The organism is Acuticoccus kandeliae, assembly GCF_003073115.1.
Window position 1 is genome coordinate 24,887 of the sequence record NZ_QBBV01000004.1, and the last position, 21,478, is coordinate 46,364.

Below are 21,478 nucleotides of genomic sequence, written 5' to 3' on the forward strand. Positions count from 1 at the left end.
TCTCACCTGTAGAAGAGTTCAACCAGGAACATCGGGATGGCCGGCACGTAGGTGCAGATCAGGAGCACCGCGAGGAGCACCCCGACGAAGGGTAGGTTTACCTTCGACACCTCCCAGATGTTAGCCTTCGCGATCGAACACGCGGTGATGAGCACGCTTGCGACCGGCGGCGTCTGCTGGCCGATGGCAAGGTTGAGCGTCACGACGAGGCCGAAATGGACCGGATCGATGCCGGCCTGGCTGATCAGCGGCACGATGATGGGGATCACGAGGATGATCGCCGCCGCCGAGTGCAGGAAGAACCCGATGATCAGGAAGAAGACGTTGAGGATCAGGAGGATCAGGAACGTCTGCGTCGTGATGTCGAGGATCGCCGCGGCGAGCTGCTGCGGGATGCGGGCCGCGGTGAGGTAGCCGCCCATCAGCACCGAGGCGGCGACGAGGAGCATCACGACCGCCGTCTGGATGCCGCCCTCCAGCATCGCCTGCTTCAAGGCGCGCCAGTTGATCTCGCGGTACCAGAAGCCGACGAAGATCGCCGCGACCACGGCAAGGCCCGCGCCCTCGGTGGCGGTGACGAAGCCGCCGAAGATGCCGCCGAGGATGATGACGGGGAGCGAGAAGGCCGGCAGCGCCTCCACAAAGGTCTGGCGCAGGCGCTTCACCTCGAAACGGCCCTCGGTCGGCAGGTTGTAGCGCCGGGCGAGGAAGTAGGCGACGCCCATGAGGCCCGCCGCGCCGAGGAGGCCCGGCACGATGCCGGCGACGAAGAGCTCCTCGACGCTGGTGCCCGCGGACACGGCGTAGAGGATCATCGGGATCGAGGGCGGGATGATGATGGCGAGCGAGGCGGAGGACGACGTCACCGCCGCCGCGAACGGGCCGCCATAGCCGCGCTTCTTCATCTCCGGAATCAGCACCGAGCCGATCGCCGCGACGTCGGCGACGGCCGAGCCCGAGATCTCGGCGAAGAAGAGCGAGACGCCGATCGTCACCATCGAGAGGCCGCCGCGCACGAAGCCGATCATCGCCGAGACGAAGGCGATGAGGCGGCGCGTGATGCCGGTCGCGTTCATGATCGCGCCGGCGAGGACGAACATCGGAATGGCGATGAGCGAGAAGGATTTCGCGCCGCCATACATGTCGAGGCCGACGGTGACGAGCGCCTCCATGCCGTCGGTGACGGCGATGCCGACCACGGCGGCAAGCGCGAGCGCGATCGCGATGGGCACGTTGATGCACACCATCGCGACCAGCGCGATGAACATGAGCGCGATGGTCATCGTGCGCCCTCCGGACCCGGATTTGCGGGATCGTGCGAAGGCGTCTCGCCGTGGGCGAGGGGCGCGTGCTCGGTGGAATGGCCGCTCATGACGTCACGCCAATAATAGGGAAAGGACAGAAGCTCGGCGATGATGAAGAGGATCGCGCCGATCGGGATGACCGACTGCGTCACCGACACCGGGACGAAGGTCAGGCTGACGAGCGTCTCCCCCTCGAGGATCTCGAGGATGGTGAGGCCGGCCCAGGCGAGAAGCCCGAAGAAGAAGAGCACGAGGCACTCGGCAAGGATGACGGCGACCTTGCGCGCCCCGAGAGGCAGGGCGAGGAGCACGTCGTCGAAGCCGATATGGCTGCGCTTCAGCGCCGCGAGCGCTGCGCCATAATAGGTGATCCACGCAAGGAGCACCGAGGCGACTTCATCGTACCAGGACAACGAAGCGCCAGCCTTGCGATAGATGACGGCGACCACGACGACCGTGGTCAGCGCGACCATCAAGGTGATGACGATCCAGGTGAGGGTCTCACCAAGAATCCGGGCGAGCACACGCACGAACGCGTCTCCTTCCGAGCCGGAACTGAGGGGGACGTGATGGGATGCGGCAGCGCGGATGGCCCGCGCCGCCGCCCGAGCGGAACGCTACGAGGAGGCGCCGAGAGACTGGATCTTCTCGATCAGCTCCTTGCCGCCGTCCACTTCCTGCCCGAACTCCGCGTAGATCTCGGAGGAGGCGTCGATGAAGGCCTGCTTGTCGGCGTCGTTCACCTCGACCCCGGCCTTCTTGATCTCGTCGACGAGCGCGGCGTCGAGCTCGGCCGACTTGTCATAGGCGAAGTCGCTCGCCTTGAGGGCGCAGTCGGAGACGGCGGTCTTCACCGCGTCCGGCCACTTGTCCCAGTTGCGCGAGGAGGTCGCGAGGTAGGCCGGCGAGTAGACGTGGCCGGTCATCGACAGGTACTTCTGCACTTCCTGGAACTTGCCCGAGTAGATCTGGGCGAGCGGGTTTTCCTGGCCGTCGATCACGCCCGTCTTCAGCGCGGTGAACACTTCGGAAAAGGCCATCGGCGTCGGGTTCGCGCCATAGGCCTGGAACATCTTCACGCGCCACTGGCCCTTCGGGGTGCGCAGCTTGATGCCTTCGAGGTCGGCCGGCACGTTCACCGGGTGAACGTTGTTGGTGACGTTGCGGAAGCCGTTTTCCCAGAAGCCGACGATCTCGTAGCCCTTGGCGCGCGCGGCGTCGCGGAACATGTCGCCCGCCTCGTCGCGCACACGCTTCATGTGATCGCGATTCTTGATGATGTACGGCATCTCGAAGACGCCGAAGGTCGGGGACACCGAGCTCATGATCGATGACGGGATCGAGAAGGAGAGCTGGCCGAGCTTCAGCTTCTGCAGCATCTCCTCGTCGTTGCCGAGCTGCGACGACCCGAAGACCTGCACCTCGGCGGCGCCAGTGGCGGCGACGCATTCGGCGAAGGTTGCCGCGGTCGATTCATAGAGCGAGCCCGGATCCCCGACATGACCGAGCTTCAGCACCGGCCCTGCGGCCATCGTCGGAGCGGCCATCAGCGCGAGTGCGGCACCGGCCATCCATAGCGTCTTCATGCGTTTTCTCCCTGTTCATGTTTTTCGTTCTCGATCGTGCCGCCGTGTTGGCGGTTACGCGCCCTTGGCGGTCTTCGCCGCCTTCGTGAGCACGTCCATCGCAGCCTCGGTCCCGCCCTTGCGGTGCGGGACATTGGCAAGCTCCAACCCCATCTCCACGCCGGCCAGCGTTCCCATCAGCATCAGGTCGTTGAAGTCGCCGAGATGACCGATGCGGAACACCTTGCCGTTCAGCTTGGACAAGCCGTTGCCGAGCGACATGTTGAAGTTCTCCAACACCACCTTGCGGAAGTCATCCGCATTTTCGCCGTCCGGCATCATGACCGCGGTCAGAGAGCCGGAAAAATGGCGCGGATTCTGGCACAAAACCTCGACCCCGCCATTGCCGCCCCAATGGCCGACGGCTGCGCGGGTCGCGGCGGCGTGGCGCTGGTGGCGGGCGAACACGTTGTCGAGCCCCTCCTCGTTCAACATGTCGATCGCCTCGGCGAGGCCGTAGATGAGGTTCGTCGCCGGCGTGAACGGGAACACGCCCTTGCCGTTCGCCTCCAGCATCTCATCCCACGCCCAGTAGGAGCGCGGCAGGCCCGCGCCCTTCTGCGCCGCGATCGCCTTGTCGGACACCGCGTTGAAGGAGAGGCCGGGGGGCAGCATCAGCCCCTTCTGCGAGCCGCCGACGGTGACGTCGACGCCCCACTCGTCGTGCCGATAGTCGATCGACCCGAGCGAGGAGATCGTGTCGACGAGGAAGAGGGCGGGATGGCCGGCCGCGTCGATCGCGGCGCGCACCTCGTCGATCCGCGTGGTGCAGCCGGTCGAGGTCTCGTTGTGGACGACGCACACGGCCTTGATCTCGTGGCCGGTGTCGGCGCGCAGCCGCTCCTCGATCTTCGCCGGGTCGACGCCGGAGCGCCAGTCGCCCTCGATGAACTCGGGCTGGAGGCCGAGCCGGGTCGCGAGGCGCTTCCAGAGCGAGGCGAAGTGCCCCGTCTCGTACATCAGCACCTTGTCGCCGGCCGACAGCGTGTTGACGAGCGCGGCTTCCCACGCCCCCGTCCCCGAGCCGGGGAAGATGATCACCGGATTGGTGGTGCCGAAGATCCCGCGAATCCCCGCGAGGACGCGCTCGGCGAGCGCCTGAAATTGCGGGCCGCGATGGTCGATCGTCGGCATGTCCATGGCGCGCAGGATTCGATCCGGCACGTTCGTCGGCCCTGGGATTTGTAGAAAGTGCCGACCCGGCATGGTGTTCATCCGCACGCTCCCTCGGTGTCCCGTCATGTCGAACCGCGGTCTTGCTGGCGCCGCGATTTCAATCTTGCGGGTGCATCCACAACGGAGCAAAGTGGATTATGAATTCATAATTTCGTCAAGGGGCCCCGATGACGGAACTTCTGCGACCGGGATTGAAGCGCCGGCTGGAGAGCGAACTCCAGGGCACGGTGCATTTCGATTCCTTCACGCGGGGACGCTACGCGACCGACGCCTCGATCTACCAGGTGATGCCGACCGCCGTGGTCGTCCCGAAGAGCATGGACGATGTCGCCCTCGCGCTCGACGCGGCGCGCGAGGAAGGCGTGCCGCTGACCGCGCGCGGCGGCGGTTCCTCCCAGTGCGGGCAGACGGTGAATGCGGGACTGATCCTCGACTTCTCGCGCCACCTCAACGGCATCATCGAGCTCGACGTCGAAGGCCGCCGCGCGCTCGTGGAGCCCGGCATCGTGCTCGACGAGTTGAACCGGGCGCTGAAGCCGCATGGCCTGTGGTACCCGATCGACGTGTCGACCGCCTCGCGCGCCACGATCGGCGGCATGACGGCGAACAATTCGTGCGGCGCGCGCTCGCTGCGCTACGGCATCATGCGTGACAATGTCCTCGCCATCGACGCGCTGATGGCGGACGGAACGAAGGCCCATTTCGGCCCGCTCGACCCCGGCTCGAACGATGCGCTCGCCCGCGACATGCTCGCCCTCGGCCGGCGCGAGGCGGACGAGATCGCCGCCCGCTTCCCGCACGTGTCGCGCCGCGTCGGCGGCTACAATATCGACGCGCTCGTCCCGAATGGCGGGACGCCGATCAACCTTGCCCACCTCCTCGTCGGCTCGGAGGGCACGCTCGCCCTCTCCACCGCGATCGAGATCAAGCTCTGGCCGCTGCCGCCGAAATCGGCCGCGCTCGCGGCCTGCCATTTCCCCACCTTTCGCGCCGCGATGGAGGCCCCGCAGCACATCGTGCCGCTCGGCCCCACCTCGGTCGAGCTCGTCGACGCGACGATGATCGGCCTCGGCCGCGACATCCCGATCTACCGCCAGACGCTGGAGCGCTTCGTGCGCGGCAACCCGGCCGCCCTCCTCCTCGTGGAGTTCGCCGAGGAGGATCCGGCCGAGAACGCCCGCCGCATCGCGAGCCTCAGCGACGTGATGAGCGATCTCGGCCTCACCTTCGGCGCGGGCGGCGACCATGAGGGCGGCGTCGTCGAGATCGCCGATGCGGGCCTCAAGGCCGACATCGCCGAGTTCCGCCGCGCGGGCCTCAACATCATGATGAGCATGAAGGAGGCCGGAAAGCCGGTCTCGTTCGTGGAGGATTGCGCCGTCCCGCTGGAGCATCTCGCCGACTATACCGAGCGCCTCACCGGCGTCTTCGAGAAGCACGGCACGCGCGGCACCTGGTATGCGCACGCCTCGGTCGGCTGCCTCCACGTGCGCCCCGTCCTCAACATGAAGCTCGAGAAGGACGCCAAGACCATGCGCGCGATCGCCGAGGAGGCGTTCGCGATGGTGCGCGAGTACAAGGGCTCGCACTCGGGCGAGCACGGCGACGGGATCGTGCGCTCCGAGTTCCACACCGAGATGTTCGGGCCCGAGATCGTCGCCGCGTTCGAGAGCGTGAAGGACCGCTTCGACCCGGCCGGCGTCCTCAATCCGGGCCGCGTCGTGCGCCCGCCGAAGATGAACGACCGCACCCTCTTCCGCTACCCGCCCGGCTACCACGCCGAGCCGCGCGAGGTCGCGCTCGACTGGTCGGCATGGCCGGGCGCGCTCGGCGGTTTCCAGGGCGCGGTCGAGATGTGCAACAACAACGGCGAATGCCGGAAGCTCTCCGGCGGCGCGATGTGCCCGAGCTACCGCGTCACCCGCAACGAGCGGGACGTGACGCGCGGGCGGGCGAACACGCTGCGCCTCGCCCTCTCGGGCCAGCTCGGCAAGGGCGCCCTCACCTCCGACGAGATGATGGAGACGCTCTCCCTCTGCGTCTCGTGCAAGGCCTGCAAGCGCGAGTGCCCGACGGGCGTCGACATGGCGCGCATGAAGATCGAGGTCCTGGCCGCGCGGGTGAAGGAGAAGGGCCTCTCCGCCAAGGACAGGCTGATCGCCTACCTCCCCCACTACGCGCCGATGGCCGCGCGCGCAGGCGGCCTCCTGGCGCTGCGGGAGCGCATTCCGGGCCTTGCCGGCCTCTCCCAGTCCCTCCTCGGCTTCGCGAAGGAGCGCTCCCTCCCCCGCTTCCGGCGCGACGCCTTCCGCGATGCCGAGGCGGCGGCGGGCCCGGCGGGCGGGCCGGAGGTCGTCCTCCTCGCCGACACCTTCAACCGCTGGTTCGAGCCCGACAATCTGCGCGCCGCCGTGAAGGTGCTCGCCGCGTCCGGCGCGCGGGTGATGCCGCTGGAGGTGCCCGGCGAGCGGCCGCTCTGCTGCGGGCGCACCTTCCTGTCGGCAGGCCTCGTCGACGAGGCGCGCCGCGAGGCGCGGCGGATGGTGGAGGCGCTCGCCCCCCACATCGCGGCGGGGCGGACCATCGTCGGCCTCGAACCCTCGTGCCTTTTCACGCTGCGCGACGAATTCGGCGCTATGCTGCCCGGAGAGACCGACGAGATCGCCCGGAGCGCGAAGCTCTTCGAGGAGTTCCTCGTCGCCGGGATCAAGAACGGGAGCCTTTCGATGCCCTTCGAGGCGGTTCCGAAAAAGGCCTATCTCCACGGCCACTGCCACCAGAAGGCGTTCGGCGCCTTCTCCGTGTCCGAACAGGCGCTGCGGCTCGTGCCCGAGCTCGAGGTCTCGACCATCGAATCGAGCTGCTGCGGCATGGCCGGCGCGTTCGGCTACGACGCCAAGACCGCCGACATCTCCCGCGCGATGGGGGAAGCGGCGCTGCTGCCGGCCGTGCGCGCCGCCGAGCCCGATGCGATCATCGTGGCAGACGGCACCTCATGCCGCCACCAGATCGCCGACGGCGGCGGGCGCGAGGCCGTCCATGTCGCAGCGCTCCTGGCGCGCGCCCTGCAAGGGGGATCGCATGAACGTGCATGACGCCTCCCTCGCCCGCCCGCCTCTCTCGGTCGAACTCGCCGACAGGATCCGCGCGATGATCATCGCCGGGGAGCTCGGCGGCGACGAGAAGGTTCCGGAAAAGGCGCTGACCGAGCGCTTCGGCGTTTCCCGCACGCCGCTGCGCGAAGCGCTGAAGATGCTTTCGGCGGAAGGGTTCGTGCAGCTCGTGCCCAATCGCGGGGCGCGGGTCTGCCGCGTCACCGTCACCGAGGTGGAGGAGGCCTTCCCGGTCCTCGGCGCGCTGGAGGCACTCGCGGGCGAGGCCGCGGCGGCGCGCATCACCGACGACGCGGTGGCCGGGATTGCCGAAATGAACGCCGCTATGCGCGAGGCGTTCGAGGCGACCGACATGCCGCGTTATTTCGAGCTGAACCAGTCGATCCACCGGGCGATCCTCGCCGCGGCGGGCAACCCGACCCTCACCCAGCATCACCAGATGCTGTCCCAGCGGGTGCGGCGCGCGCGCTATGTGGCGAACATGACCCCCGACCGTTGGCGCCAGGCGATGGACGAGCACGACGAGATCCTCGCCGCCCTCACCGAGCGGGACGGCCCGCGCCTCGCCGCGCTCCTGAAGCGACACCTCGCCAACAAGATGAGGACGGTCGTCCGCGCCCTCACCGAATGAGGCGTGCGGCGCGCGGTGGAAAGATGCTAGGACGGGGCACCGCGGGAGACGATTGACCATCAGGCGATCTTGCCCGACGGTCGAGATCCTCCGCACCGCAACACGAGCGCCCGATGAAGCCCCACACGTTCCTCTGCGTCGACGCACACACGTGCGGCAATCCCGTGCGCGTCGTCGCGGGCGGCGGCCCGATCCTGCCGAACGTGTCGATGGCCGAGAAGCGCCAGATCTTCCTGCGCGAGCACGACTGGGTGCGCGAATCGCTGATGTTCGAGCCGCGCGGGCATGACGTCATGTCCGGCTCCATCCTCTACCCGCCCTCGCGCGAGGATTGCGATCTCGGCGTCCTCTTCATCGAGACGTCGGGCTGCCTGCCGATGTGTGGCCACGGCACCATCGGCACCGTCACCGTCGCGCTTGAGGAGGGGTTCGTCACCCCGAAGGAGGAGGGCCGCCTGGCGCTGGAGGTGCCGGCGGGACGTGTCAACGTCACCTACACAAGGCCCGACCGCTATGTGGACGAGGTCCGCCTCTACAACATCGCGAGCTATCTTCACGCCGCCGACGTCGCGGTCGACGTGCCCGGCCTCGGCGAGATCGTGGTCGACGTCTCCTATGGCGGCAATTTCTACGCGATCATCGAGCCGCAGAAGAATTTCGGCGGCCTCGACGCGATGAGCGTCGACGCCCTCATCCACTGGAGCCCGATCGTGCGCGAGGCGGTGGAGGCGGCGGTGCGGCCGGTCCACCCGGAGGACGACCGGATTTCCGGCGTCTCGCACGTGATGTGGGCCGACGACGCGCCGCGCAACGCGGAAGCGACCGCGCGCAATGCCGTCTTCTATGGCCGCAAGGCGATCGACCGCTCCCCGTGCGGCACCGGCTCCTCCTCGCGCATGGCCCAGCGCGTCGCCAAGGGGCGCCTCGCCGTCGGCGACCGCTTCGTCCACGAGAGCGTCATCGGCACGATGTTCGACTGCCGCGTCGAGGCGGCGGCCGAGGTCGCGGGACGACCCGCCATCATGCCCTCGATCGGCGGCTGGGCGCGCGTCTACGGCCACAACACCATCACCGTCGACCCGCGCGACCCGCTCTGGCGTGGCTTCCAGCTCGTCTGAGGCCGCCGTGTCGTCGGTCGAGGATGCGCCCCGCCCCGCGCGCGCGTTCCGCGGCGACGTGCGCTATCTCGTCTGCGCGATCCTCGTCGGCACCATCGCAGGGCTGATCGGCTCGGCCTTCCACCTGTCGATCGACGCGCTCGCCGCCTGGCCGCAATGGCTCGCGGACGTGCTCCATGGTCGCGACCTCATCCTCGCGGGCGGCGCGATCACCATGGCCGCGACGGTGCTGTGCGTGATGCTCGTGCGCCTCATCGCGCCGGAGGCGGGCGGCAGCGGCGTGCAGGAGATCGAGGGCGCGCTCGAAGGGATGCGCCCCGTCCGCTGGCTGCGCGTCCTGCCGCTGAAATTCGTGACCGGCATCCTCGCCATCTCCTCCGGTCTCGTCCTCGGGCGCGAGGGGCCGACGATCCATATCGGCGCCTCGGTCGCGCAGGGCGTCTCCGTCTTCGGCCACCTCACGGACCTCGAGCGGCGGGGGCTTCTCGCGGCGGGCGCGGCGGCGGGCCTTGCCTGCGCCTTCAACGCCCCGCTCGCCGCCGTCCTCTTCGTCATCGAGGAGACGCGCAAGCAATTCCCCTACACGCTGCGCACCTACATGGGCGTGATCATCGCCTCGGTGATCTCGGCCGCGCTGACCGAATATATTGCCGGCGTCGGGCCGGACTTCCGCATCCTCGTTCCCGAGGTCTCGCTCGGCCTCCTGCCGACCTTCCTGCCGCTCGGCATCGCGATCGGCATCCTCGGCGTGCTCCTCAACCGCGCGATCCTGCGCGCTCTCGACATCTGCGCCGCCTGGCACCGCCGGGTGCCCTACTCCTATCCCGCGCTCGTCGGGTTCCTGAGCGGCGCGGCGCTGATCGCGATGCCCGCGGCCGTCACCGGCGGGGAGCGCGTGATCATGATTCTTGCCGTCGAGAATTACAGTATCGCCGCCCTCCTCTTCCTCGCCGCGCTGCGCTTCTTCTCGATGGTGGGCGGCTACTCCACGGGAGTGCCGGGCGGCATCTTCGCGCCGATCCTGACGCTCGCCATCTGCGTCGGCCTCGCCTTCGGCACCGGGGTCGAGACGATCATGCCGGGCTTCGACGCCACCCCGACCGCGTTCGGCATCGCGGCAATGGGGGCGCTCTTCACCGCCTCGGTGCGCGCGCCGATCGTCGGCGTCGCGCTCGCGCTGGAGCTCACCGGCTCATACACGCTGGTGATGCCGCTCCTCATCACCTGCTTCGCCGCCAACATCGTCGCCGAATGGTGCGGCGGGCGGCCGATCTACGAGCAGCTTCTGGAGCGCACGATGCGCAATGCGGGGATCCGCCCGACCCCCGCGCGCGAGCCGACGGGCCTCGCATGAGGACGATCGCGCGCAAGCGGAAGGACATCCTTCGCTTGCCGATTCGCTTATTTTAGATTTTATTTAGTCACCGTTTTTCACGGAGCGCGCCACCGGGAAAAACCAGGACGCTCGAGACAACTCTACTTCGCTCTTCCCTGCCGACCACGCGACCCGCGTCGACCAAGACATCGCCGCCGATTGAGACCTATGGCTCTTGATTATCTAACACTATACATAATTATAGCGATAGATTTTCTGGCAGTCTCGATTCTCTGGGGCGCGATCGCGCTCGCCTATCGTACCCTGATCGCCGCGCGATACTGGTTCTTCGGCAGCATCACCCTCACGATTACCGGCGCCGTGCTGATGCTGCAGGGCGGCGGAAGCTGGCTCCCGGCCGATATCGGGGGGAATCTTCTGTCGATCGTCGCCTTCACGGCGACGCTGTGCGGCCTGCGCCGCTTCTTCGACATGCCTGCGCATCCGGCCGCCATCGTGCTCGTCGCCGCCGCGTCCATCGCAATCGCGGTCGTCATCCCGGCGGACGCGGTGGCACTGCGCGACCTCATCTTCTCGCTCGTGCGCGCCGGGCTGATGGCCTATTGCGTCGCCTTCCTCCTTGCCCGCAATCGCCACCGGGTGGGCCGTCAGATCGCGATCGGCGGCTTCGCGATCGGCCTCGTCGGCCATCTCGGCCTCGTCGGCAGCGACGGGCTGTCGATCACCGGCTCGGTCGACGTCATGCAATATTACCTGTTGTCGTCCTACGGCCTCCTCGCCGCGATCTTCGGGGCGGTGGTGTGGAGCCTCGGTTTCGCGGTGATGACGATCGAGCGCCTGCGCGACGATGTCGCCGAATATGCCGAGCGCGACGACCTCACGGGCCTGCCGACCCGCCGCCGCCTCGCGGCCCGGTTCGACCGCCTTGTGGCGGATGGCCGGCCGGTGAGCCTCCTCCTCTTCGACCTCGACCATTTCAAGGCGATCAACGACACGCACGGCCACTCAGCGGGGGACGCTGCGCTCTGCCATTTCGTGGAGCTCGCGCGGCTCGCGCTGCGGCGGGAGGATTTCCTCGCCCGCATCGGCGGGGACGAGTTCTGCGCCCTCCTTCCCGGCGCGACGCGGCGCGAGGCGGACTTGGCCGCCGATCGCCTGCGCACCGACCTCGCGACAAAGATCCTCGTGTGGAACACGCAGCCGATCGTGATCCGCGTCAGCGCCGGGAGCGCGGAGCGGAAGGCCGATGACAAGGGCGACCTCACCGCACTCCTCAACGCGGCCGACCGCGCCCTCTACGAGGCGAAGATCAGCCGCGACCGCAAGCCGGGCGAGACGAGCGCAGCGGAACGGCCCTTCCTGAAGGCGATCCAATAGGCGCGAGCGGCCGCGTCAGGCCTTGCTGCGGTGGCGGACCACCGCGAGCGCGATCGCGGCGATCACGAGCGCGACGAGCGTCAGAAGCAGCGCCGACTGGTCGATCCACGCGATCGCCGGGACGCTGAGCGCCATGATCACCCCGTTTGCCGCCATGCGCCAGGACGGGATGTGGACGCCGGCGACGAAGGTGCCGAGCGCGAGGAGCATCAGGAGGACGAGGCCCGTCCCATCGATGTCCACGTCGGCCTGGACGCTCGGCAGGAAGACGAGGTTCATCGCGAGGAGGAAGGCGGCCCAGTGGAGGATCTGAGTCCAGATGAGTCGCCGCTTGGACTTGCCGCCGTCCGCCCGCTTCCAGCCGACAAAGATGCAGACCGCGGCGATGAACACCGCCACGAAATCCCAATAATAAAGGAGCGGTCGGTCGGTCGTGCTGACATAGGCGACACCGCCGACGGTCAGGAGGAGGGTCGCCAGATGCGGGCTCTCCCGCAGCCAAAACCCCGCCCCAAGGTGTCCCTTGCCCTTATGAGCGGCGTTCACGTCGACGTCCTGCATGATCCATTCCTTCTTGGTGCGGACCTTGAGCCTGACGCGCCGTCCGCCGCCAAGCAATAAGACAATCCGTTTCGCGACGCACCCCGTCCGCCGCCGCCTTCTCCGATGCGCCCGGCGCAAAGCCGCCCCTCTGGCCAAATCGCCCGCGCTTCGTCATGAGTGGCGCTTCATCGCGACGGAGCCTCCCTATCGTGGCCCTTTCAGAGACCGCCGGATCCGGCCGATGGCGCGACGCCCTCGCCGTCTATGCGACCCGGCGCCAGCTCGTGATCTTCCTGATGGGATTTTCGAGCGGGCTCCCTCTCCTTCTCGGCTTCTCCACCCTCTCCTTCTGGCTGCGCGAGGCCGATGTCGGGCTCGCCGCGATCGGCGGGCTCCTCACCGTCTCCACACCCTACAGCCTGAAATTCCTGTGGGCGCCCCTCCTCGACCATGTCCGCCTGCCTGTGCTGACGCGGCGCTTCGGGCTGAGGCGCGGCTGGCTCCTCGCGATCCAGATCCTCCTCGCCGGGTCCATCGTCCTCGTCGGCCAGGCTGACCCGGCGCAGTCGCTGGGCGCGCTGGCGCTCGCCGCCTTCCTGATGGCCACCCTCTCGGCGACGCAGGACATCGTCATCGACGCCTACCGGATCGAGATCCTCGACGAGCGCGAGCAGGGCGCGGGCGCGGCGATGACGCAGGCCGGCTACCGCATCGGCATGCTCGTCTCGGGCGCGGGGGCGCTGGCGCTCGCCGACTTCATCTCATGGTCCACGGTCTACGCCATCATGGCGGCGTTCGTGGTGGTCGGGATCATCGCGACCCTCATCGCGGACGAACCGGTGGACCGCAGGCCGCCGCCGCCGAAGGAGGCGCGCGCCTGGCTCACCCACGCGGCGCTCGATCCACTGCGCGACCTTGCCGGGCGGAAGGGCTGGCTTCTCATCCTCGCCTTCGTGCTCCTCTATAAATATGGCGACGCGGTCGCGGGTGCGATGGCGAACCCGTTCTTCGTCGATCTCGGCTTCAGCGGGGTGGAGATCGCGAGCGTCACCAACGTGTTCGGCGTGCTGATGACGATGGCGGGCGTCTTCGCGGGCGGGCTCATCGTCGCGCGGATCGGCATCCTCCCGGCGCTCGCGGTCGGCGGCATCCTGCAAGCGGGGACGAACCTCACCTTCGCCTGGCTCGCGACGCGCGGCTACGATATCGGCGCACTCACCATCGCGGTGGGGACGGACAGCTTCGCCGGCGGGCTCGGCTCGGCCGCCTTCGTCGCCTACCTCTCCTCGCTCTGCAATCTCGCCTTCACCGCCACCCAGTACGCGCTCCTCACCTCGCTGATGGCGCTCGGGCGCACCGTGCTCGCCGCCTCCTCCGGCTGGATCGCGGAGCAACTCGGGTGGGCGGGCTTCTTCATCGCGACGACCCTCTTCGCGATCCCCGCCCTGGTGCTCCTGTGGTTCCTCGCCCGGCACTATCCCGAAGCCGGCCGCCCCGCCCCCGCCGACCGCGCCGAAGGCCACGCGCCACCCGACTAGACGCTGCTGTCCGGGCGCGGTTTGCCCGGCGCCGGCAATATTCGCGACGCATTCAGCCGCCTTCCGGCGATGAAATGCGCGCCATCACCGGATGCGGCACGAAGAGCGCGGCGGCTGCCGAGTGCTGGTGTCGCGTCTATTCTGAGCGAATTTTCATTCGACATCGCGGCGTGAAGGCGCACAATTTCCTGCCACGTTCACGCGACATCGAAATTCCATGACGACGCTCGCCCTATCGCTCAGCCCCACCCTCACGACGACGCTCAGCCAGCCGGGGGTCTGGGCCTATGCCGTCTATTTCGATGCGAGCGGCACGCCGCAATGGACGGAGCTCGTCATCGACGGCGCGCCGCAGGGGTCGAGCCCGTTCCAGATCGCGCTTCCGAACCCCTACAAGAGCGGCAAGATCTACATCCTGATCCAGAGCCAGGACACGGACACCTACGATCTCAAGACGCTCATCGACGGTGAGAACAAGATCAACTGGCCCAACGCGTCGGCCTGGAGCTTCCGCTACGACAGCATCGAGGTGAACCTCGAGAATTCCATCAACGACCAGGGCAACCTCACCTCGGTGAACGGGTTCGGCCTGCCGATGGACCTCTCGGTCACCTACGCCGACGGCTCGACCGAGACGCGGGGCTACGCTGTCTCCGGCAGCACCATCTTCGACGATGTGAAGGCCGCGAGCGGCGCGACGACCGTCTTCCCCTTCACCGACGGGCCGCTTGCGGGGACGAACCCCGTCACCGACCGCGCGGGCCTCTCCCCGTCCGAATCCGTCGCGATCGGGAGCGACGCCTTCGCCCCGTCCGACTGGAACGCGACGATCGACGCGCTGAAGACGAGCGGCGAGACGATCGCCTTCGCCGGCTTCTTCAACGGCGCGGCCGACGCCAACAATGTCTGGCACAATGCGGGCTTCTACGCCTACGCGCTCGAGTGGGACGCGGCGAAGGGCGTCTTCTGGCTGAGCCCGACCGAGAGCAGCCAGATCCAGGGTCATATCCAGATCACCCCGGCGGATCTTGCCAACAGCATCTACTCCCAGCTCGGCGATGTCGGCATCTACACGAACAAGACCGACGCCGAGCCCTACGCGATCTACAACCACGCCGCCTACGCCAACGGCAACTACTCGATGAATTCGGGCGAGAACAACCAGTGGGGCGAGGTTCTCACGCAGTTCTTCACCGGGTTCACCGCCGGCTTCTACGGAGCGACGGGGAAGTCTCCGAACACGCTGGTCAGCGAGAGGATCGACCTCGACACGAACTGGAACTGGGACCCGACCTACGCCTTCGGCGCGAACCTTGCGACCGGCGCCGACAATTTCTCCGACCCCTATTCGAAGATCTTCTTCAACAACTCGAACTCCTACGGTTCGCCCTACGCCGACAATCTGATGCGCCAGTTCGATGTGGGCGGGCCGCTCATCCCGCTGTCGAACGCGGACGGCACGAACGTCTCGACGATCAACCTCACGATCTACGGCGACGGCGACACGCCGAGCGGCTATGTCACGCCGTCCATCAACAACTACATCGCGTACGACGGCGCCGGCTACGAGGTGCCGAGCACGACCTCGGCGAACACCATCACGCTGAATTTCAAGAACAGCGAGATGATCCTGCGCGAGGACGCGGCGCTCTCGCTCGACATCTTCGCCGGGCTCGACCAGAGCGGGAAGCCGACCTGGACGACGATCGATCTCGCGCCGCCCGGCGGCGGTTCGCCCTGGCTCGTCTGGACGATCTCCGGCACGGCCGGCAACTTCACCGCAACGCCGGCCGGGGGGACGCCGCCCGACGCCGGCAACCTCATCCTCGCCAACATCCCGGTCGGTGATGCGGGGGTCCACTGGTACCGGATCAATGTCGGCACCGGCGACGATCTGAAGACCTTCAACGTCTACGCCGATCTGGAGGAGACGAACGGGCAGCTCCAGTTCGTCAACCCGGCCGTCGGCAATCCGCCGAAGAGCCTCGCGGTCGACGGGCTCGCGACGCTCGCCCCGCAGGCGAGCAGTGCGGCGACGATCGAGACCTTCACGATCAACTTCCTCTATCAGTCGACGATCGCGGTGGATCCCGACCTCGTGACGCGGAACACGGCGGTGTCGACGCACGGGCAGCCGGCCGCGCCCGTCGCGGGGACGCTGGCGTCCGGCACGGATTTCACCGCGATCGCCGGTCAGACGAACCTTGCGACCAACGCTGTGTCGGCGGGGCAGCCGGACGTCGCCTTCGGCTGGACGGGGCTGAATGACGGTTCGCCGAACACCCCGTCCTGGGTCTCGAACTACACGAACAAGATCGGCGCATTGAACTACGCCGAGATCACCTTCACCGGCGGTCCGTCGATCGCCCCGCTCGTGACCCAGGCCGACATCGACGGGGCGTGGCAGACGGCGGCGCGCAATCTCGGCACCGGCACCTACACGGTGACGATGCAGGAATATCTCACCGACACCGGCGGCAATCCGGCCGATCCGGTGGGCGGGGTGTCCTCGCCCCTCACCCTCACCGTCGCGGTCACCGAGGTCGGCCTCACGCGGGCCGGCGCGAACGCGCTCACGCTGGCCGACGCCGGGGAGAGCGAGGTTCCGGGCAACTGGGTGCAGTTCGACGTGGTGCGCTCAACGCTCCCGACGGGAACGACCCTCATCATCTATGCCGTGAACGAGGCGGGCGAGCGGGTGAGCGAGGACGGCACACGCGCCGGCCCCTCGGTCAGCCTGGAGGAGGCGACGCGCGCCTCGGTCGGCTCGGTCCACGCGGACGGTCGCGCGGTGCTCATCCACGGCGAGCAGGCGGTGTATCTCGAAACCGGCAACGCGCTGCGCTTCGCGCTCCTGTCGGGCGACGAGGTCATCGACATCGACCCCGACATCGACATCACCCCCCGGCGCGACGGGTCGGTGAGGATCGTGGTGGACGACGTGATCCTGCGCGCCGAGACGGACAATTCGCTCACCGCCGGGTCGAACCTTGCCGAGACGCAGCGCGAGACCAACGAGGCGCTCCTCTATGTCGAGCATGGCGACATCCTCGACCTCGAGATCGCGGGGAGCACCGCGCACACGAACACGGTCGCCTTCGTCGAGATCGACATCAACCCGACGACCGGGGCCTGGAGTGTCGCGGGCGTGCCCTATGGCGACACCGACGCCTTCCGCGAGGCGGTGCGCGCCCATCTCGACGGGGCGTTCGCGTTCGAGGGCGGCGGCGACTTCACCGGCAACGCGACCTGGACCGTCGCGGGCGATGACGGCTACTACGCGCCGGTCCTCCTCACCCAGACCGGCAACCTCTTCGTCGTCGGCGAGGCGAACCCGTTCGGCAACGAGCAGATCCGCATCTTCGGCGAGAACACATTCGGCTTCGAGGACCTCGCCGAGGACGAGAATTCCGACTTCGATTACAACGACATGGTTCTCCACATCGTACCACGCGAGATGGCGGGGGATTTCGACCTCGTGTAGCGGCGGCGGGGGTCTCCCGCCCCTCGCGGCGGACGACGTTCGACGCATCGCAATGGACCTGCGCGCCGCCCGCGCCTCTGCGGGACGGCCTTGCGACCGGCAGGCTATGCGCGGGTCGTTCCGCGAGCACCGCCCCGGCCCGCGGCCCACCTGGTCTCGCGGCCCAGCCCAATATCGCGGCCCGTCTCAGCCCCGCAGACAACCCCGGCGGCGCTCTCCGCCCGCCCTACTCCGCCGCCTCGCGCTGGGTCGGCTCCTCCTCGCAGACCGTGCCCATGAAGCTCAGGATGTCGATGTTGTCGGCCGGGTCTTCCAAGGCGAGGGCCTCGCGCGCTTCGACCACGAGGTCGAGGACGGCGTTGTAGACCGGGGGCGTGAGGGACGGCTCGTACGCGTCCGCGCAATAGTGGCCGACGCGGAAGGCGAAATCCTGCACCAGCGTCGGCTTCAGGAACATGTGGAAGTCCGGCGCCCAAAGGAACGGAAGGTAGGTCGCAAGGCTCCAGGTGGCGCCGCCCTCCTCCGTCAGGATCGCGGCGAGGGTCTCCAGCGTCGCGACGCCGGGGTCGACCGTGAACTGGGCCGCGGCGCGGACGAAGGCGTCGGCGCTCTCGCCCGTCAGCAGGAGGCCGACCGCCATCAGCTCCTCGCGCGAGAGGAGGTCCGTCGCCGTGAAGGCGGGAAGGACGGACGCGCCGATCCCCTGCCCCTCCACCGCCCGGCGGAGCGGGGCGACGGCCTCCAGCTTCGCCTTCGCCTTCAGCGTGACGTCGCGCGTGAGGCCGACATGGTAGGGGTCCCCGAAGCCGCCCGGCATCCGACGACGGAAGGTCGCCCGCGCCGCCTCCCAGCCGAACTCACCCGTGCTGTGGCGCGACGCCTCGTCGAGAAGGCGGCCCCACAACAGTTCGCGATCCGCATGATAGAGGCGCGAGACCTCCTGCCCGCCATGCAGGACGAGCCCCGTGAAGGACGACCCGTCGGTCAACAAGCGAAGCGAGCGGGTCTCGTCGAGATCCCGCTGACAGACGTTGCGCCACATTCCCAACCTCTGCGATCCATAGCTGGAATATCTATCTTAGGTATAAGATACACGCCTAGATTGATGGGCGCAACCGGGTTCGATCATGCGGCGGCGCGCATGGAGCGCACCGCCGGAAGCCCGGCGACAGGTAGAGGCAAGGCTCCGATCAGGCGGGAAGCGGCGCGTCCTCGCGGATGAGGCCTTCCTTGCGCAGCGCGTGCCAGAGCTCGGGCGGAACCTCGGTGTGGAGCTGGGCAAGGTTGTCCCGCGCCTCCTCCGGCGTTCGCGCGCCGGGGATCACGCACGCGACCGAGGGGTGGGCGAGCGGGAATTGCAGCGCCGCCGCGCGCAGCGGCACGCCATGATCGCGGCAGATCGCGTCCAGCCTGTCGCGCCGGGCAAGGAGCGCGTCGGGCGCGCGCGCATAGTTCCAGGTGTCGCCACCCGCCAGCAGACCCGAATTGTACGGCCCGCCGCAGATGATCGAGGTGCCGCGCGCCGCGCAGGTCGGCAGGAGCGCGTCGAGCGAGTCCTGCTCCAGGAGCGTGTAGCGCCCCGCGAGGAGGAAGCAGTCCCACTCCCCCGCGTCGAGCGCGTCCATCAGCACCTCCGTCTCGTTGACGCCGATGCCGTAGGCGCCGATCAGCCCCTCGGCCTTCATGTCCCGCAGCGCCCGCAGCCCGCCGCTCATCGCGTCCGAAAAATGGCGGCGGTGATCCTCGCCGTGGGTGAAGGCGCCGATATCGTGGAGAAGGAGGATGTCGACGCGTTCAAGGCCGAGGCGCTGGAGGCTGTCCTCGTGCGAGCGGCGCACCGCGTCGTAGCCATAATCGTAGACCGGGCGGAAGGGGAGCGGGGCGACCCACCCATTCTCGGCGCCGGGCGGGTTGGGGTCCGGCGCGAGGAGGCGGCCGACCTTCGTCGACAGCCTGTATTCATCGCGCGGGTGGACGCGCAGCGCGTCCCCGGTCGCCCGCTCCGAGCGGCCGAAGCCGTAGAAGGGGGCGGTGTCGACGAAGCGGACGCCGGCCTCCCAGGCCGCATCGAGCGCGCCGAGGGCGGCCTCGTCCGCGACATCGCTAAGGAGGCCGCCGAGCGGGGCGGTGCCGAGCCCGAGGACGGTGACATCGACCCCGGTTCGTCCGAGTTCGCGGGTGGGAAGGCTGGTCATCGCGCGTCCTTCATCATCGGTTGGAGGGGGCTGCGGCCCGGAAAGGCGGAGGCTGACGGCGCCTCGCACAGATCGTCGGAGACCGCGAATTCGGGCGGCTCGACATGGTCGGCGACGCCGGCCGGAAGCTCGGCCGAGAGGTCGCGCGCGGCGGCGGCGAGGACCTCGCGCGCGCGCTCGATGCTCGGCGCCTCGGGCAGATCGAGGCGGCGAATATAAGGGATCGCGAGGACGGCGACTGCGTCTCCGGTGCGTCCCAGGATCGGGAAGGCGAGGTCCTCGACGCCGAAGATCTGCCCACTTTTCTTGCGAGCATGGCCACGCTTGCGCGTCGCCGCGACGAGGCGATCCACCGCCTCGCCATCGGCCTCCTCGCCCATGAGGGCGGCGTGGGCGGCGAGCATCCGCTCCCGCCGCGCCGCGCTCTGGAAGGAGAGCATGACCTGGCCGGAGCCGGTGGTGAGGAGGTCGAGCGAGGCGCCGACGCGCAGGCCAAGCCCCATGCGGCCGGGGCTGTCGGTCTGCACGGCGACGACGAGATTGCCGTCGCGATAGAGGGTGAGGTGGCAGGACTGGAGCGTCTCTTCGGCGACCGCCGCGCTCACCTCGGCCGCGACCTGGAGGAGGCGGCGCATCGGAGGGTGATGGGTGGCGAGCGCGAAGAGCTTCACGCCGAGCATGAGGCGGTCGTCGCGCAAGGAGCGGCGCACGTAGCCGCGGCGCACGAGCGTGTCGAGCATCCGGTAGAGCTCGCTCGGCGAACGGCCGAGGGCCTTGGCGATGTCGGCCTGGGTCAGGCCGGCCGCGTGTTCGGCCAGAAGCTCAAGAATATCGAGCCCTTTGTCGAGCGCCGGGGCCCGGTAGCGGCCCGCCTCCTCGCCCATGCATTTCCCCAATCTGTCCCTTGACGGCACAAGTCTTCGTTGCTTTCATTAGTGGATAAGTCATTCAAAAATGAACCGTCAAGCATCGAACATTGGCGGTCAGAGGAAACGGGAAGGCAGACCATGACCATCGCGATGGGACTATGCCGCGCGGGCATTCTCGCGCTTCCGCTGGCGTTTGCGGGCGTCGCGCACGCGGGCGACACGCGCGCCGCCCTCGTTCCGGGCGGCCCCCACCCCTACTTCGCCGCCTGGGCGGACGCCGCCGCCGCGGCCTCGAAGGACTTCGGCGTCGAGGCCGAATACAAAGTCCCGCCCGCGTGGGAGATGAGCCAGCAAAACGAAATGATCGAAAGTCTTGTCGCCCAGGGCTTCAATGCTTTCCTCGTCTTCCCGGGTGACGCCTCGGGCACGAACGCCACGCTCGGCGAGCTTGCCGATTTCGACATCCCTTCCGCCGCGCTCGCCGGCTGCACGAAGGCGCCGACCCCGGCCCTCTTCTGCCTCGGCACCGACGTTTACAACTCGGCCTATCTCGGCACGAAGGAGCTCATCAAGGCGCTCGGCGGAAAGGGCAAGATCGCCCACTTCACCGGCTTCCTCGTCGACCCCAACACGCAGCTTCGCATTGACGCGGTGCAGAAGGCGGCGGACGAGGCCGACGGCGTGGAGGTGATCCAGGTCATCGCCGACATCGACGCCCCCGAGCCCGCGGACCAGAAGATCAACGCCTTCCTCGCCGCCCAGGGCGCGAGCGTCGACGGGATCGTGACCACCGCCTGGGTGCCCGCCGTCGTCGCCGCGACCTCGCTGCGCAATCTCGGCGACAAGCGGATCAAGATGGTCGGCATCGACCATGACGAGGTCGTCCTCCAGGCGATCAAGGACGGCTTCGTGCACGGCACGATGCTCCAGAACCCCTACGGCCAGGGCTATATCGGCGTATACGCGATGGACCTCGTGCGCTCGGGCTGCACGATGAAGGACGACGCGCCCTGGCAGACGACGGCGCAGACCGACCGCTTCATCGATTCCGGCACCGCCTTCGTCGACGCCAGCACCGTCGCCTCCTACCAGGACGAGATGGTCCGCGTGACCGACGGCATCATGAAGACCTTCAAGGATGCCTATCTGAACTGCCCGAACTGACGCCC

Annotated in this window: 16 protein-coding genes; 8 read left to right on the forward strand and 8 right to left on the reverse strand. The window is 68.2% G+C overall.

The genetic code is table 11. The features are described 5' to 3' along the window. Positions 1–2: 2 nt before the first annotated feature. The 4 genes from DBV35_RS23490 to DBV35_RS23505 all read right to left on the reverse strand — a co-directional run bounded on the left by DBV35_RS23490 (position 3) and on the right by DBV35_RS23505 (position 4,144). Positions 3–1,283, reverse strand: a complete 1,281-nt coding sequence (locus DBV35_RS23490) for a TRAP transporter large permease (protein WP_108662841.1) — start codon at positions 1,281–1,283, stop codon at positions 3–5. Further along, positions 1,280–1,834 carry a TRAP transporter small permease gene (locus tag DBV35_RS23495; RefSeq protein WP_108662842.1) on the reverse strand — a complete coding sequence of 185 codons (555 nt, stop codon included), beginning with the start codon at positions 1,832–1,834 and terminating at the stop codon, positions 1,280–1,282. The genes DBV35_RS23490 and DBV35_RS23495 overlap by 4 nt, the downstream gene beginning before the upstream one ends. Positions 1,835–1,921: 87 nt before the next feature. Continuing rightward, positions 1,922–2,890, reverse strand: coding sequence for a TRAP transporter substrate-binding protein (locus DBV35_RS23500; RefSeq protein WP_108662843.1), 969 nt, complete (start codon positions 2,888–2,890; stop codon positions 1,922–1,924). Between the two features lie 54 nt (positions 2,891–2,944). Next, the gene (locus tag DBV35_RS23505) at positions 2,945–4,144 is read right to left on the reverse strand and encodes a pyridoxal-phosphate-dependent aminotransferase family protein (protein WP_108662844.1); all 1,200 of its coding nucleotides are present in this window, start codon (positions 4,142–4,144) and stop codon (positions 2,945–2,947) included. A gap of 128 nt (positions 4,145–4,272) precedes the next feature. Between DBV35_RS23505 and DBV35_RS23510 the strand changes: the two genes are divergently transcribed. From DBV35_RS23510 to DBV35_RS23530, 5 genes are all read left to right on the forward strand, one after another. Beyond that, positions 4,273–7,200, forward strand: a complete 2,928-nt coding sequence (locus tag DBV35_RS23510) for an FAD-binding and (Fe-S)-binding domain-containing protein (protein ID WP_108662845.1) — start codon at positions 4,273–4,275, stop codon at positions 7,198–7,200. Next, complete coding sequence (locus tag DBV35_RS23515; protein ID WP_108662846.1) at positions 7,187–7,849, forward strand: GntR family transcriptional regulator; 663 nt, start codon at positions 7,187–7,189, stop codon at positions 7,847–7,849. Before DBV35_RS23510 ends, DBV35_RS23515 begins: the two co-directional genes overlap by 14 nt. A 113-nt stretch (positions 7,850–7,962) precedes the next feature. Beyond that, a complete protein-coding gene (locus tag DBV35_RS23520; protein WP_108662847.1) occupies positions 7,963–8,967 on the forward strand; it encodes a 4-hydroxyproline epimerase in 1,005 nt (334 codons plus the stop codon). A 7-nt stretch (positions 8,968–8,974) separates the two neighbouring features. After that, positions 8,975–10,321 (forward strand): H(+)/Cl(-) exchange transporter ClcA, encoded by a 1,347-nt coding sequence (clcA, locus tag DBV35_RS23525; protein WP_108662848.1) that lies wholly within the window; start codon positions 8,975–8,977, stop codon positions 10,319–10,321. 189 nt (positions 10,322–10,510) lie between these two features. Further along, positions 10,511–11,680, forward strand: a complete 1,170-nt coding sequence (locus tag DBV35_RS23530; RefSeq protein WP_157961935.1) for a GGDEF domain-containing protein — start codon at positions 10,511–10,513, stop codon at positions 11,678–11,680. Positions 11,681–11,695: 15 nt separating this feature from the next. On the opposite strand, the gene DBV35_RS23535 is transcribed toward DBV35_RS23530, so the two are convergent. Then, complete coding sequence (locus DBV35_RS23535) at positions 11,696–12,241, reverse strand: hypothetical protein (RefSeq protein WP_108663436.1); 546 nt, start codon at positions 12,239–12,241, stop codon at positions 11,696–11,698. Positions 12,242–12,432: 191 nt separating this feature from the next. Between DBV35_RS23535 and DBV35_RS23540 the strand changes: the two genes are divergently transcribed. Together DBV35_RS23540 and DBV35_RS23545 are read left to right on the forward strand one after the other, a co-directional pair. Further along, positions 12,433–13,761, forward strand: coding sequence for an AmpG family muropeptide MFS transporter (locus DBV35_RS23540; RefSeq protein WP_205648840.1), 1,329 nt, complete (start codon positions 12,433–12,435; stop codon positions 13,759–13,761). A 217-nt stretch (positions 13,762–13,978) separates the two neighbouring features. Further along, positions 13,979–17,245, forward strand: coding sequence for a hypothetical protein (locus DBV35_RS23545; protein ID WP_108662851.1), 3,267 nt, complete (start codon positions 13,979–13,981; stop codon positions 17,243–17,245). Between the two features lie 226 nt (positions 17,246–17,471). Here DBV35_RS23545 and DBV35_RS23550 read toward each other — a convergent pair whose 3' ends face one another. The 3 genes from DBV35_RS23550 to DBV35_RS23560 form a co-directional block, all read right to left on the reverse strand. After that, positions 17,472–18,287: a hypothetical protein gene (locus DBV35_RS23550; protein ID WP_108662852.1), complete on the reverse strand. Its 816-nt coding sequence runs from the start codon at positions 18,285–18,287 to the stop codon at positions 17,472–17,474. 148 nt (positions 18,288–18,435) lie between these two features. Further along, positions 18,436–19,440: an aldo/keto reductase gene (locus tag DBV35_RS23555; RefSeq protein ID WP_108662853.1), complete on the reverse strand. Its 1,005-nt coding sequence runs from the start codon at positions 19,438–19,440 to the stop codon at positions 18,436–18,438. Beyond that, positions 19,437–20,324: an IclR family transcriptional regulator gene (locus DBV35_RS23560; protein ID WP_108662854.1), complete on the reverse strand. Its 888-nt coding sequence runs from the start codon at positions 20,322–20,324 to the stop codon at positions 19,437–19,439. Before DBV35_RS23560 ends, DBV35_RS23555 begins: the two co-directional genes overlap by 4 nt. Positions 20,325–20,447: 123 nt before the next feature. On the opposite strand from DBV35_RS23560, the gene DBV35_RS23565 reads away from it, so the two are divergent. Further along, entirely contained in the window at positions 20,448–21,473 is a 1,026-nt protein-coding gene (locus DBV35_RS23565) for a sugar ABC transporter substrate-binding protein (RefSeq protein WP_108662855.1), read from the forward strand. Positions 21,474–21,478: the final 5 nt, after the last annotated feature.

Coding starts and splice junctions, on each gene's coding strand:
- DBV35_RS23490 (WP_108662841.1), bottom strand. CDS start 1,283: ATGACCATCGCGCTCATGTTCATCGCGCTGGTCGCGATGGTGTGCATC.
- DBV35_RS23500 (WP_108662843.1), bottom strand. CDS start 2,890: ATGAAGACGCTATGGATGGCCGGTGCCGCACTCGCGCTGATGGCCGCT.
- DBV35_RS23505 (WP_108662844.1), bottom strand. CDS start 4,144: ATGAACACCATGCCGGGTCGGCACTTTCTACAAATCCCAGGGCCGACG.
- DBV35_RS23510 (WP_108662845.1), top strand. CDS start 4,273: ATGACGGAACTTCTGCGACCGGGATTGAAGCGCCGGCTGGAGAGCGAA.
- DBV35_RS23515 (WP_108662846.1), top strand. CDS start 7,187: ATGAACGTGCATGACGCCTCCCTCGCCCGCCCGCCTCTCTCGGTCGAA.
- DBV35_RS23520 (WP_108662847.1), top strand. CDS start 7,963: ATGAAGCCCCACACGTTCCTCTGCGTCGACGCACACACGTGCGGCAAT.
- DBV35_RS23530 (WP_157961935.1), top strand. CDS start 10,511: ATGGCTCTTGATTATCTAACACTATACATAATTATAGCGATAGATTTT.
- DBV35_RS23535 (WP_108663436.1), bottom strand. CDS start 12,241: ATGCAGGACGTCGACGTGAACGCCGCTCATAAGGGCAAGGGACACCTT.
- DBV35_RS23545 (WP_108662851.1), top strand. CDS start 13,979: ATGACGACGCTCGCCCTATCGCTCAGCCCCACCCTCACGACGACGCTC.
- DBV35_RS23550 (WP_108662852.1), bottom strand. CDS start 18,287: ATGTGGCGCAACGTCTGTCAGCGGGATCTCGACGAGACCCGCTCGCTT.
- DBV35_RS23555 (WP_108662853.1), bottom strand. CDS start 19,440: ATGACCAGCCTTCCCACCCGCGAACTCGGACGAACCGGGGTCGATGTC.
- DBV35_RS23560 (WP_108662854.1), bottom strand. CDS start 20,324: ATGGGCGAGGAGGCGGGCCGCTACCGGGCCCCGGCGCTCGACAAAGGG.
- DBV35_RS23565 (WP_108662855.1), top strand. CDS start 20,448: ATGACCATCGCGATGGGACTATGCCGCGCGGGCATTCTCGCGCTTCCG.